12 protein-coding genes are annotated in these 13,452 nt (G+C 59.4%); 10 read left to right on the top strand and 2 right to left on the bottom strand.

Translation table 11 applies throughout. From position 1 onward, the window contains the following. The first annotated feature begins 86 nt into the window (after positions 1-86). From EDC26_RS11660 to EDC26_RS11650, 3 genes are read left to right on the top strand one after another with little or no spacing between them, the layout of a single operon-like run. Entirely contained in the window at positions 87-1,205 is a 1,119-nt protein-coding gene (locus EDC26_RS11660) for a Re/Si-specific NAD(P)(+) transhydrogenase subunit alpha (protein WP_132582761.1), read from the top strand. Continuing rightward, the gene (locus tag EDC26_RS11655; protein ID WP_132582759.1) at positions 1,205-1,519 is read left to right on the top strand and encodes an NAD(P) transhydrogenase subunit alpha part 2; all 315 of its coding nucleotides are present in this window, start codon (positions 1,205-1,207) and stop codon (positions 1,517-1,519) included. The genes EDC26_RS11660 and EDC26_RS11655 overlap by 1 nt, the downstream gene beginning before the upstream one ends. After that, positions 1,516-2,952: an NAD(P)(+) transhydrogenase (Re/Si-specific) subunit beta gene (locus tag EDC26_RS11650; RefSeq protein ID WP_132582757.1), complete on the top strand. Its 1,437-nt coding sequence runs from the start codon at positions 1,516-1,518 to the stop codon at positions 2,950-2,952. The genes EDC26_RS11655 and EDC26_RS11650 overlap by 4 nt, the downstream gene beginning before the upstream one ends. A gap of 565 nt (positions 2,953-3,517) precedes the next feature. On the opposite strand, the gene amaB is transcribed toward EDC26_RS11650, so the two are convergent. Then, positions 3,518-5,023, bottom strand: coding sequence for an L-piperidine-6-carboxylate dehydrogenase (amaB, locus tag EDC26_RS11645; RefSeq protein WP_132582755.1), 1,506 nt, complete (start codon positions 5,021-5,023; stop codon positions 3,518-3,520). 224 nt (positions 5,024-5,247) lie between these two features. On the opposite strand from amaB, the gene EDC26_RS11640 reads away from it, so the two are divergent. The 7 genes from EDC26_RS11640 (at position 5,248) to EDC26_RS11610 (ending at position 11,781) form a co-directional block, all read left to right on the top strand. Continuing rightward, positions 5,248-6,429: an NAD(P)/FAD-dependent oxidoreductase gene (locus tag EDC26_RS11640; RefSeq protein WP_132582753.1), complete on the top strand. Its 1,182-nt coding sequence runs from the start codon at positions 5,248-5,250 to the stop codon at positions 6,427-6,429. Positions 6,430-6,507: 78 nt separating this feature from the next. Continuing rightward, entirely contained in the window at positions 6,508-7,119 is a 612-nt protein-coding gene (locus EDC26_RS11635) for a helix-turn-helix domain-containing protein (protein ID WP_132582751.1), read from the top strand. After that, positions 7,106-8,023 (top strand): bifunctional Delta(1)-pyrroline-2-carboxylate/Delta(1)-piperideine-2-carboxylate reductase, encoded by a 918-nt coding sequence (gene lhpI, locus EDC26_RS11630; RefSeq protein ID WP_132582749.1) that lies wholly within the window; start codon positions 7,106-7,108, stop codon positions 8,021-8,023. Before EDC26_RS11635 ends, lhpI begins: the two co-directional genes overlap by 14 nt. 197 nt (positions 8,024-8,220) lie before the next feature. Then, positions 8,221-9,732 carry a 2-hydroxymuconic semialdehyde dehydrogenase gene (locus EDC26_RS11625; RefSeq protein ID WP_132582747.1) on the top strand — a complete coding sequence of 504 codons (1,512 nt, stop codon included), beginning with the start codon at positions 8,221-8,223 and terminating at the stop codon, positions 9,730-9,732. A 50-nt stretch (positions 9,733-9,782) separates the two neighbouring features. Further along, entirely contained in the window at positions 9,783-10,205 is a 423-nt protein-coding gene (locus tag EDC26_RS11620) for a RidA family protein (RefSeq protein ID WP_132582745.1), read from the top strand. Positions 10,206-10,225: 20 nt separating this feature from the next. Then, positions 10,226-10,759 carry a 3-hydroxyanthranilate 3,4-dioxygenase gene (locus EDC26_RS11615; protein WP_132582743.1) on the top strand — a complete coding sequence of 178 codons (534 nt, stop codon included), beginning with the start codon at positions 10,226-10,228 and terminating at the stop codon, positions 10,757-10,759. A gap of 8 nt (positions 10,760-10,767) precedes the next feature. Further along, entirely contained in the window at positions 10,768-11,781 is a 1,014-nt protein-coding gene (locus EDC26_RS11610) for an amidohydrolase family protein (RefSeq protein ID WP_243700891.1), read from the top strand. 198 nt (positions 11,782-11,979) lie between these two features. Here EDC26_RS11610 and ychF read toward each other — a convergent pair whose 3' ends face one another. Then, complete coding sequence (gene ychF / locus EDC26_RS11605; RefSeq protein ID WP_132582741.1) at positions 11,980-13,071, bottom strand: redox-regulated ATPase YchF; 1,092 nt, start codon at positions 13,069-13,071, stop codon at positions 11,980-11,982. Positions 13,072-13,452 lie beyond the last annotated feature (381 nt).

The raw sequence follows: 13,452 nt of genomic DNA, 5'->3' as shown, positions 1-13,452 counted from the left end.
ATCATTGCCCGACAATGCAAATAATTGTCAGCAAGTTCGGGTATAGTAAGCCACGCAAAAAATTAACGAGATGCAGGAGAGTCTTGATGCAAATAGGAATTCCGCGCGAAAGCCTGCCAGGTGAAACCCGGGTCGCGGCCATACCCGAAACGGTTAAAAAATTTATCAGCGGCAAGCATACGGTAGTAGTCGAGCAAGGCGCGGGACTGTCGGCCCATTACCCCGATGCGGCCTATGTCGCAGCCGGAGCCAGTATTGGAAACACCGCCCAAGCGCTGGGCGCCGATCTGGTACTGAAGGTGCGTACCCCCAACGACTCCGAACGCGCACACATGAAACCCGATAGCGTGCTGATCGGCATGCTCGATCCCTTCGACCAGGCCGGGTTGGCCGCACTGGCTGCCGCCGGCCTGACCGCTTTCGCGCTCGAAGCCGCGCCACGGATCACTCGCGCGCAGAGCATGGACGTTTTATCGTCGCAAGCCAACCTGGCCGGCTACAAGGCCGTCTTGCTGGCCGCCAACCAATATGGACGGCTGTTTCCCATGATGATGACGGCCGCGGGCACGCTCAAAGCCGCGCGTGTCGTTGTTTTGGGCACAGGCGTCGCGGGCCTGCAGGCCATTGCCACGGCCAAGCGCCTGGGTGCGGTGGTCGAGGCGTCGGATGTACGCCCCGCCGCCCGCGAGCAAATCGAATCCCTGGGCGCCAAATTTATCGACGTGCCTTTCGAAACCGACGAAGAACGCGAAATTGCGCAGGGGGTGGGCGGCTACGCCCGGCCCATGCCGGCCGCCTGGATGGCGCGCCAGGCCATTCTCGTTTCCGAACGCTGCAAGCAGGCCGATATCGTCATCAGTACGGCGCTCATCCCGGGCCGGCCCGCCCCTACCCTGATCACCGAAGAAACGGTACAGGCCATGAAGCCCGGTTCGGTCATTGTCGACCTGGCGGTCGAGCGCGGCGGCAACTGCCCCTTGTCCGAGAAAGACAAAATCGTCAACAAGCACGGGGTCAGCCTGATCGGCTACAGCAACTTGCCCGCCATGGTCGCCACCGATGCCTCGGCCCTTTATGCCCGCAACATCCTCGATTTCATGAAACTGATTGCAAACGCCAATGGCGAACTGCTCATCCCGCAAGACGACGAAATCGTCACCGCCTGCCTGATGTGCACCGGCGGCAAAGTACTAAGGAGCGCCTGATGGAAGCCGTCAACCCTACTCTCATCAATATCACGATTTTCGTGCTGGCTGTGTACGTCGGCTTTCATGTCGTATGGAATGTCACCCCCGCCCTGCATACGCCGCTCATGGCCGTCACCAACGCCATTTCGGCGATTGTCATTGTGGGTGCGATGCTGGCGGCCGGCCTGACCGAAGGCGGCCTGGCGCGATTCATGGGCGTCTTTGCCGTGGCGCTTGCCTCGGTGAATGTGTTCGGCGGCTTCCTGGTCACCCGGCGCATGCTTGAAATGTTCAAGAAAAAAGAGAAAAAGACAGCCGGAGGTCAGGCATGATCTCCCCTAACCTGGTCACACTGCTTTATCTCATCGCATCGGTTTGCTTTATTCAGGCGCTCAAAGGCCTCTCACACCCCACGACATCGCGGCGCGGCAACCTGTTCGGCATGGTCGGCATGGCCATCGCCGTGCTTACCACGGCGGCGCTCATCGCCGGCCTGGCCTCTCACGGCATGGCAGGCATCGACCTCGGCTGGATCGTGCTCGGCCTGTTGATAGGCGGCAGCGTCGGCACCGTCATGGCCAAACGCGTCGAAATGACCAAAATGCCCGAGCTCATCGCCTTCATGCACAGCATGATCGGCCTGGCTGCCGTGGCCATCGCCATTGCCGTCATCGCCGAACCCCATGCGTTCAATATCGTGGCCAACGGGCTGCCTTTACCCACCGGCAACCGCTTCGAACTGGTCATAGGCACCTTCGTGGGCGCCATCACCTTTTCGGGCTCGGTCATCGCTTTCGGCAAACTCTCGGGCACCTATAAATTCAGGCTATTCCAGGGGGCATCGGTTGTCTTTCCCGGGCAGCACATGCTCAACCTGGTACTCGCCATTGTCATGCTGGCCTTCGGCGCCTGGTTCATCGCCACGCAAATGTGGCTGCCCTATGCCGTCATGCTGCTGATTGCCTTCGCCCTGGGCGTGCTGATCATCATCCCGATAGGCGGCGCCGACATGCCGGTGGTGATCTCGATGCTCAATAGCTACTCCGGCTGGGCGGCGGCGGGCATCGGCTTCTCGCTGAACAACCCCATGCTGATCATCGCCGGATCGCTGGTAGGCTCATCGGGTGCGGTGCTGTCCTACATCATGTGCAAAGCCATGAACCGATCGTTCTTCAGCGTAATTCTGGGCGGCTTCGGCGCCGCCCCCGGCGCCGCACAGAACGGCGGACAGGCCCAGCGCAGCGTCAAATCGGGTAGCCCAGAAGACTCGGCCTTCTTGATGAGCAACGCCGAATCCGTCACGATCGTGCCCGGCTACGGCCTGGCGGTGGCACGCGCGCAGCACGCTCTTAAAGAACTCGCACAAAAGCTGACCGACCAGGGAGTCATCGTCAAATACGCCATCCACCCCGTAGCCGGCCGCATGCCCGGCCACATGAACGTGCTGCTCGCCGAAGCCGAAGTCCCCTACGACCAGGTCTTCGAAATGGACGACATCAACGGCGAATTCGCGCAAACCGACGTCGTGTTGGTACTAGGTGCGAACGACGTCGTAAATCCGGCCGCCAAAAACGACCCGAACTCGCCCATCGCCGGCATGCCCATACTCGAAGCCTACAAAGCCCGCACCGTCATCGTCAACAAACGCTCCATGGCCACCGGCTACGCCGGCCTGGATAACGAGCTGTTCTACATGGACAAAACCATGATGGTGTTCGGCGACGCGAAAAAGGTCATCGAAGGCATGGTCAAGGCCATCGAATAGAGGTTTGCGGATACTGTCTCGATGGCCAAGGTTTTGCCACCCACAAGGGGTGGCGCTACATCATTCACGGGTATGTCTTTGTAGATACCGCCTTGTCCGTCAAGAGTTTCGTAGCGACGGAATTTTGTAGCGGCACCCCTTGTGGGTGCCATTCCGCCAACAAGACGCCGCAACAACCAAAACCATCAACGATCGAACACACACAACACGAGCGTCGTGGGCGGTTAAGGTGGGGCGGGCGATTCGGGCACGCCGTGCGCAGGGCCGGCTTCGGGGATTCAAGGCGTGCGCTGTTTGAGCGAGACGCTTGCGAATAGCCCGGGGGGCTATTCGCCTCGCGAGTTCGCACGCCGCCCCGAAGCCGGTCCTGCGCACGGGAAGTCATGGCGCAGCCATGACCGTGACCGTCAGAGCCCGACCCACCTTAACCGGCCGCGATGCGGGGCTAGAAGGTTCTAGGCAAGATAACATTAATGCGAAAGGACGAATGCCACCCACAAGGGGTGGCGCTACAAAAGCCAGAGGTACTACAGGTGCCGTTACGAAACGCTATTACGAGGTACCGTCACGCATCATCGCCAAACTTGATGCCCTGCGCCAGCGGCAGCTCCCGCGAGTAATTGATCGTGTTCGTCGCCCGCCGCATATACACCTTCCACGCATCCGAACCCGACTCGCGTCCCCCGCCCGTTTCCTTCTCGCCGCCAAACGCCCCGCCAATCTCCGCGCCCGACGTCCCGATGTTCACATTCGCAATACCGCAATCGGAGCCCGCCGCCGACAAGAACCATTCAGCCTCACGCAGATCCGTTGTAAACACCGCCGACGACAAACCCTGAGGGACATTGTTTTGCATGGCAACCGCGTCGTGGAAACTCTCGTAACGCATCACATACAGAATCGGCGCAAACGTCTCGTGACACACCACGTCGGTTTGCGCAGGCATCTCGACTATGGCGGGCGCCACATAATAGGCATCCGGATATTCCTTGGCCAGCATCCGTTCCCCACCAAAAACCTTTCCGCCCTCTTGCCTGGCTTTGGCCAGCGCCGCCTGCATCCCATCGAACGCCGCCTTATCGATCAACGGACCAACCAGAGTGTGGGCCTCCAGCGGATTACCCACCTGGGCGCTGGCATAGGCCTTCTTCAACCGAGCCACCAGCTCGTCGGCAATACCAGAGTGCGCAATCAACCGGCGAGTGCTGGTGCAGCGCTGCCCTGCCGTACCAATGGCGCCGAACAAAATACCCCGTACAGCCATGCCCAAGTCGGCCGAAGGCGCCACGATAATCGCATTATTGCCGCCCAGTTCAAGCAGCGAACGGCCAAAACGCTCCGCCACGCGAGGGCCGATCTGGCGTCCCATGCGGGTAGAGCCGGTAGCCGAAACCAGAGCCACCCTGCGATCATCAACCAAGGCCTCGCCGACCTCGCGCGCTCCGATCAGCAACTCCGACAAACCGGCCGGCGCATCGCCAAATTTCTTCATGGCGCGTTCGAACAGCGCCTGGCAAGCCATCGCCGTAAGGGGCGTTTTTTCGGACGGCTTCCACACCACGGCATCGCCGCACACAATGGCCAGCGCCGTATTCCACGACCACACGGCCACCGGGAAATTAAAAGCGGAAATCACACCGACAACGCCCAGAGGCTGCCAGGTTTCCATCATGCGGTGACCCGGGCGCTCGGAAGCGATCGTCAGTCCGTACAGTTGGCGCGACAGGCCGACGGCAAAATCGCAAATGTCAATCATCTCCTGCACCTCGCCCGTGCCTTCGGCGAGAATCTTGCCCGCTTCGATCGACACCAGACGGCCCAATAATTCTTTGTTGGCGCGCAACTCATCGCCCAGCAGACGGATCAGCTCGCCGCGGCGGGGCGCCGGCACCTGGCGCCATTGGGTAAACGCCCCATGGGCGCGCCCGATGGCTGCCTGGACCTCGGGCACCGTATGTTCGTGCACGCACGCAATGACAGCCCCATCAAGGGGCGAATGAACCGCCAGGTTTCCGCCCGTCAAACTTGAAGAAGCCAGCCCCAAGCTATTCAGCAATTCTGCAGTAGTCATTTTTTTCCTAAAGATGAGATTGACATGGGCGGTCAGCCTCGGCGACCACACCTATGCGAAAGAATATCACAGCATTTTCTTATATGAAATTATATTGCTTAAGGGAAAATACCGAGAGTATTTATTTCCAATTCTGTAACAATATAATCACCGCAAGCACCCAAATGGTGGGGCGGTCGCTGCGAAACCCTTGATTAATGGGCCGGAAACCCCTTCCCAAAATAATGCAAACCAAACACTACGACGTCATTATCGCCGGCGGTGCGGCGGCGGGTAGCGCAAGCGCCTATTTCCTGACGGCCAACCCTGATTTCAAAGGGTCGGTGCTCGTAGTGGAAAAGGACTTCAGCTATCAATACTGCGCCACCGCTCTGTCGGCGGCCTCGATCCGGCATCAGTTTTCAACGCCCGAAAACATCGCCATGTCGCAATTCGGGACGCAATTCCTGCGCCGGTTCGGATCCGTGCTGGCCGTCGACGGCCAGCAACCCGATGCCGCTTTCCACGAAGGCGGCTATCTGTTTCTGGCCAGCGCAGCCGGCATGGAGGTATTGCTCGAAAATCATCGGACACAAAAGGCACTCGACGTCGATGTGGCGCTCCTGACGCCTGGCCAGCTCGCAACGCGCTTTCCGTGGCTGAATACGAGCGATCTGGCGGCCGGGTCGCTTGGGCTATCGGGCGAAGGCTGGCTGGATGCCTACGGAATGATGCAAGGCTTCAGAAAAAAAGCCATCGCGCAAGGCGCCCGCTACATTGAAGACGAAGTGGTTGACGTACAGCGCCAGGGCCGCCGCATTACCGGGGTGACCTTGAACGACGGCACCGCCCTGCAATGCGGAACGTTGATCAATACCGCCGGCACAGGCGGGCCCCGTCTGGCTCGGCAGGCCGGCATCGCTTTGCCCGTCGAATCGCGAAAACGCTGCGTTTTCTACTTTCAATGTCCCACCGTCATTGCCGGCTGCCCCATGGTCATCGACCCCAGCGGCGCCTATTTCCGGCCCGAAGGGCAGGGATTCATTTGCGGCATATCACCCGCCGAATCCAATGACCCGGAATGCTTCGATTTCGACGTCGAGCATGAACTGTTCGACGAAACCCTGTGGCCCCTGCTGGCCGCCCGCGTCCCCGCCTTCGAGGCGATCCGCTGCACGCGCAGCTGGGCCGGCCACTACGACATGAATACGCTCGACCATAACGTCATCATCGGCGCGCACCCGGATATTGAAAACCTGCTCTTTGCCAACGGCTTTAGCGGACACGGCATGCAGCAGTCGCCCGCCGTGGGGCGCGCGCTATCGGAGCTGGTCACGTACGGAAAATTCCAGACCCTGGATCTGTCGCGCATGGGCTGGGCGCGCATTTTGAACAACAACCTGATTATTGAAAAAAACATAGTGTGAGGCCGCTTGCGGCCGAAATATCGGGCCCTGCCCTTTTACGCTATCCTATTTAACTTTTTATTTATTACTGGACCAATCGTGAGGCAAGCAAGCTCGCAACACAGCGAATCCGCCCTGGCCGCACGCCTGCGAGGGCTGCGCCAGCAGCGCGGATGGACGCTGGGACAAACCAGCAAGGCCAGCGATGTCGCCACCTCGACACTGTCGAAGATCGAAAACGGCCTGATGTCCCCCACCTACGACATCCTGCTTAAACTGGCCAAAGGCCTGGATATGGATGTCGCAGAGCTTTTCACCGTCGCCCAGGACCACATGGGCACCGGACGCTGCTGCATCGAACGCAAAGGAAGCGGCGAAATCCACGACACTCCGCTGTACCGCCATCAGGTTCTGTGCTCGCACCTGTCGCACAAGAGCATGATGCCGTTCATCACCCGGATCAAGGCTCATGCGCTGGCGGAAAACGCAGGCTGGAGCCGCCACGACGGCGAAGAGTTCGTCTATGTGTTAAGCGGTGCGGTCGAACTGCATACTGAATACTATCAACCGGCCGTGCTTTCGGCCGGCGATTGCTTTTACATCGACAGCCGAATGCGGCACCGCGTGATCAACCACGGCAAGGACGACGCTGAAGTTCTGTGGATGAGCACCATGCCTTCACCTCCAGAGCTACATCATGAACAACTCTAGTACGACTATTTTCAACGCCCGGCAAACCGCCGAGCTCCTCGATTTTTCCCGCCTGGTTCAAATCCTGGAAACGACGGTGCTCGATTACGCCAGCGGCGCGATCTGCGCGCCCGAGCGGCAAGCCGTGCCGTTCCCTCAAGGGGCCGTCATGCTGTCGATGCCGGCCACAGCCGCCGATATCGGCATACACAAGCTGGTGAATGTCGCCGCCAGCAACACCCGTCTGAACCTGCCCACCATCAATGGTCTGGTGGCTGTCTATGATGGGAAAACCGGTCAACTGCTGTTTGTGCTCGACGGGCCGACGGTGACGGCGCGGCGCACCGCAGCCATATCGATGCTGAGCCTTAAAACCTTTCTCAGGCAGGCCCCCAGGCACATTGCCCTGATAGGCACAGGCACGCAGGCATCGGGGCACACACAGGCCATCGCGGCACTGTTTCCCGATACCACCGTATTCGTTGCCGGCCGAAGCATCGACAAAGTCCGCGCTTTCATCCAGGCGCACCGGCATTTGAAACTGCAATTCGAAGCGGGATCAAGCGCCTCAATCCCCGCGGATATTGACGCCGTCATCACCGCCACCACCAGCCAGATCCCTATCTATGACGAAGCGGCGCGCGCGGGCCGGCTGGTGCTGGGGGTGGGCGCTTTCAAAGCGGATATGGCCGAGATTGCGGCGCAAACCGTGCTCGGCAGCCAAGTCTACGTGGATGATCCGGCCGGTGCGCACCACGAAGCCGGCGATCTTATTTTGGCCCATGCCGACTGGAGCCAGGTCAAGCCGCTGGCCGATGCGCTGCAAAACGGCGTGGATTTCGACCGGCCGCTGTTATTCAAAAGCGTAGGCTGCGCCGCCTGGGACCTGGGCGCCGCGCGCTGCGCGCTGGCTGCGTTGAAGTAGTAGACGACGGCAGGTTTGTTTTCGTGGATGGCGGTGGATTTGTTGGCGTAGATGGCAGCCACAAGGGCTGCCGCTACAAAACCCTACCAACCCCGCCACCGATATTCCCGCAACGAATACCCACCCACAACAATTTCACTATTTTTTATAGACCCAGACGCATACACTGGTAAAAACAAACGACTTCAGGAGGCGGCATGGCCAGCAATCCCCTATCCAGCCCGCATGCTGCTTCGGCGCAAGACGCCGTATCCACGCCGCTGCTGCGTTGCTTCATAGATGGCGCCTGGGTCGAAACAGCTCGCACGTTCGACAATATCAACCCGGTCAACGGGCGACTGATCAGCCGCGTTTGCGAGGCGGATCGCGATACGGTCAATGCGGCCATCAGTGCCGCCAACCGCGCCGCCAAGGGTGGCTGGAGGGGCACCAGCGTGACCGAACGCGCCGCCCTCCTGCATCGCATTGCCGATGGCATTGAACAACGTTTCGATGATTTTGTGGCCGCCGAGGTCGCCGATACCGGCCGGCCGGTGCACCAGGCGCGCACTCTGGACGTGGCGCGCGGCATTGCCAACTTTCGCACCTTTGCCGACCTGATCAAGACCGCATCGAGCGAAATGTTCGAAAGCACCGCCCCCGACGGCGCCAAGATTTTGAATTATGTGGTTCGCAAACCCCTGGGGACGATAGGCATTATCTCGCCCTGGAACCTGCCGCTGCTGTTGCTCACGTGGAAAGTGGCTCCAGCCCTGGCCATGGGCAACTGCGTGGTGGCCAAGCCCTCCGAAGAAACACCCTCTTCGGCCACCCTGCTGGCCGAAGTCATACAGGCCGCCGGCCTGCCCAACGGCGTGTTCAATCTGATCCACGGCTTCGGACCCGATTCGGCCGGCCAATTTCTAAGCACCAGCCCACACATCGACGCCATTACCTTCACAGGCGAGTCGCGCACGGGCAGCACCATCATGAAAGCCGCCGCTGAAGGGGTCAAGGAGGTGTCGTTCGAGCTGGGTGGCAAAAACGCCGCCGTCGTGTTTGCCGATGCGGATTTCGACGCGGCTGTTGCCGGCGTATTGCGGTCAAGCTTCACCAACTCGGGACAAGTCTGTTTATGTTCCGAGCGCGTCTATGTGGAGCGCTCCATTTTCGATCGCTTCGTGGCCGCCCTCAAAGACCGCACCGAGCAATTGCGTATTGATTTCCCGCAAGCCGAAGGCGTGGACATGGGGCCGCTCGTCTCGCACGCTCATCGCGACAAAGTGCTGTCTTACTACCGGCTGGCGCGCGAAGAAGGCGCCATCATTGTGACGGGCGGCGGCGTGCCCGTTTTTGGCGATGAACGCGATCAAGGCGCCTATGCGCAACCGACCATTATCACCGGCCTGTCCGATACGGCACGTTGTACCCGCGAAGAAATCTTCGGTCCCATCTGCCACATTGCGCCTTTCGACACTGAAGATGAAGTCATCGCACGGGTCAACGACAGCCCCTACGGCCTGGCCGCTTGCGTATGGACCACTCACTTATCCCGCGCCCACCGCGTGGCGGCCCAGTTTGAAACCGGCATAGTCTGGGTCAATACCTGGTTTACGCGCGACTTGCGCACCCCGTTTGGCGGCACTAAATTGTCGGGCATGGGGCGTGAAGGCGGGCGTTATTCCATGGATTTCTATTCCGAAATCAGCAACATCTGCATCCGGCTTTAACGCCTCACCGATTACCGGCGCCAGACGCCTTCCATTTCACAGGAGCTCCGATGAACAATCAGGTACAGGCTCGCGTCGTTCCGGGCAAAGCCACGCCGCGCGGCAAATTTCCGCATATCAAGCGCGCCGGCGACTTTCTGTTCGTATCGGGCACCAGTTCGCGGCGCCCCGACAACAGCTTTGCCGGCGCGCAGGCCGATGCCATGGGCACCACGCAACTGGACATACGCGTGCAGACCCGCGCGGTAATTGAGAACATCCGCGACATACTTCAGAGTGAAGGCGCCGGCCTGGAACATTTAGTCGAAATTTCGGCGTACCTGGTGAACATGAACGATTTCGGCGGCTACAACGAAGTCTATGGCGAGTTTTTTTCGGCCGATGGTCCCACCCGCACGACAGTAGCCGTGCATCAGCTGCCGCATCCGCATCTGCTCATTGAAATCAAGGCCATCGCCTACTTTCCGAAATAAACCCCTACACGGAGAACGGCATGCTGACTTATGGCAAACCCTTTAATTTCGCCCGCTGGATCGACGAGCACGCACATTTGCTAAAACCTCCGGTAGGCAATCAGCAAGTCTGGCAAGACAGCGACTTCATCGTGACCGTGGTGGGCGGCCCCAATCATCGCACCGATTATCACGACGACCCTTATGAAGAATTTTTTTACCAGATGCGCGGCAACGCCTATCTGCACCTGTGGATAGACGGCGCCCGCGAGCGCGTCGACCTCAAAGAAGGCGACATCTTCCTGATGCCTCCTCATGTACGCCACTCGCCGCAACGGCCCGAAGCCAATAGCGCCTGCCTGGTCATTGAACGGCAGCGGCCTCCCGGACAGATCGATGGCTTCGAATGGTATTGCGAAGCCGCCGATGGCTGCGGACAACGAGTGCATCGCGTCGAAATACAATTGCAAAGCATCGTGCACGACTTGCCGCCGCTGTTCAATGCCTTCTATCAATCCGAAGAAAAGCGGCGTTGCCCTCATTGCGGCAAGTTGCATCCTGGCAAAGGAGCCTGATAAAAACCATGAGTCCTCTGAAAAAAATCGATATGCACGCCCACTTTTTCCCGCGCATAAGCCAGGAAGAAGCGGCCAGACTGGATCCGGCGCAAGCGCCCTGGCTGACAATATCGAGCGATGGCGAAAACGGCCAGATCATGAAGGGCGATCGTCCATTTCGCCCGGTATATCGGGCCTTGTGGGATTCATCCATGCGACTCGAGGAAATGGATCGTCACGGTCTGGATATGCAAATTATTTCGGCCACGCCGATCATGTTCGGCTACAGCTGCCCGGCCGATCGCGCCGCACCCTGGGCCGAACGCATGAATGACCTGGCCCTGGAGCATTGCGCCGGAAACCCGAAGCGCCTTAAAGCCCTGGCCCAGGTGCCACTGCAAGACCTGGAACTGGCCTGCCGCGAAGCCTCGCGCGCCAAGGCCTGCGGCCACGTCGGGGTACAAATCGGCAACCATCTGGGTCAACACGATCTGGACGACGAGCGGCTGGTGCAGTTCCTGATCCATTGCGCCGAAAACAATATCGCGGTGCTCGTCCACCCGTGGGACATGATGACCGACGGCCGCATGAAAAAATGGATGCTGCCCTGGCTGGTGGCCATGCCGGCCGAAACCCAGCTGGGTATCCTGTCGCTGATCCTCTCGGGCGCCTTCGAACGCATCCCCAAATCCCTCAAGCTGTGTTTTGCTCACGGCGGGGGCAGCTTCGCCTTTTTGCTCGGGCGAGTCGACAACGCCTGGCAATGCCGCGACATCGTGCGCGAAGACTGCCCCAATATTCCGTCAAGCTATCTGGACCGGTTCTACGTCGACAGCGCCGTCTTCGATTCGCACGCCCTGCGCCTGCTGGTGGCGACGATGAATTCGGAACACGTCATGCTGGGCTCGGACTACCCCTTTCCGCTGGGCGAACAACATATAGGCCAGCTCGTTGACCAGAACCAATGGCTGAACGCCATCGACCGCGACAACATCAATGGCCTGAATGCGCAGGAATTTTTTGGGCTAGGCGACGATTGAATTGGGGGAAATGGCAGCCACAAGGGCTGCCGCTACAAAACGTACCGGCAGTTAATGTAGCGGCACCCCTTGTGGGTGCCATCGGCGTTTATAAACACCGCCTCGGTTGTCAACGACTTTGCCACCCACAAGGGGTGGCCCTACAAGCAACGGGCACACCTAAACGCCGGATGAAAAAGCCGGCAATACGCGCGCTCTCTAGACATTGAACAGGAAATTCAGCACATCCCCATCCTTGACCACATACTCTTTGCCTTCAGCCCGCATCTTGCCCGCTTCTTTGGCGCCTTGCTCGCCCTTGCAGGCAATGAAATCGTCGTAGGCAATGGTTTGGGCGCGAATGAACCCGCGCTCGAAATCGGTATGTATGACGCCCGCCGCTTTAGGGGCGGTGTCGCCCACATGAATCGTCCATGCGCGAACTTCCTTCACGCCGGCGGTAAAGTAGGTCTGCAGGCCCAACAGGCTGAAGCCGGCGCGCACGACGCGGTTCAAACCCGGCTCGTGCATCCCCATATCGGCCAGGAACACCTCTTTATCTTCATCATCCAGATCGGCGATTTCGGCCTCGATAGCGGCGCACAGCGCCACCACCGGCGCATTTTCAGCGTCAGCGTATTTCTTTACAGCATCCAGATGCGGATTATGCTCAAAGCCATCTTCCTTGACGTTAGCCACATACATGGACGGCTTGGCGGTAATAAAGCAAAGCGGCTTGATCAGCAGTTGATCATCGGCGTCGAGCGCAAGCGATCGGATGGGGCGCGCCTGATCCAGAACCGGCATGATTTTCTCGAGCAGGGCCACCATCTTGATCGAATCCTTATCGCCTGCCCGGGCCGATTTCTGAAAACGATGCAGGGCTTTTTCCGCAGAAGCCAAGTCGGCCAGCGCCAACTCGGTATTGATGACCTCAATGTCGGACAAGGGGTCTATCTTGCCCGCCACATGAATCACGTTCTCATCTTCAAAGCAGCGCACCACATGCACAATCGCATCCGTCTCGCGTATATTGGCCAGGAACTGGTTGCCCAGGCCCTCACCCTTGGACGCGCCCGCCACCAGGCCCGCAATATCGACAAACTCAACCACCGCCGGCAGGATGCGTTCAGGCTTGGCAATTTCAGCCAGCGCCGCCAAACGGGCATCAGGCACCTCGACCACGCCCACATTCGGTTCAATGGTGCAAAAAGGGTAGTTCTCGGCAGCAATGCCGGCCTTCGTCAAGGCATTGAAAAGAGTTGATTTTCCGACGTTGGGCAAACCAACAATGCCGCATTGCAAAGCCATGGGTATCCTGAAGTATAAGAATCAAAAAAGACCATATTGTAGGTCGGAATAGCAAACGGCAGAAAGCCGGGGTGGGAGATGCCGGCTGAACGTTACACCCCCCTGCGGTGCCACCTCCTGGAAAGGGGAAAATCTCGACAAGCAGGACGCCGCCGCGGGACGTCGATGCCACCCACAAGGGGTGGCGCTACAAGCGACGGCCGCCGCCAATCAAATTCGTCAACGATCCAACGAGCATCCACCGATCGAGCGTCGTGGGCGGTTAAGGTGGGGCGGGCGACTCGGACACGCCGCGCGCAGGGCCGGCTTCGGGGATGCAAGGCGTGCGCTGTTTGAGTGGGACGATTGCGAATAGCCCAGTGGGCTATTCGCCCCACGAGT

It is taken from the genome of Paralcaligenes ureilyticus (genome assembly GCF_004346225.1).
GTDB classification, from domain to species: Bacteria; Pseudomonadota; Gammaproteobacteria; order Burkholderiales; family Burkholderiaceae_B; genus Paralcaligenes; species Paralcaligenes ureilyticus.
This window is presented reverse-complemented; position numbering and strand designations above follow the sequence as displayed.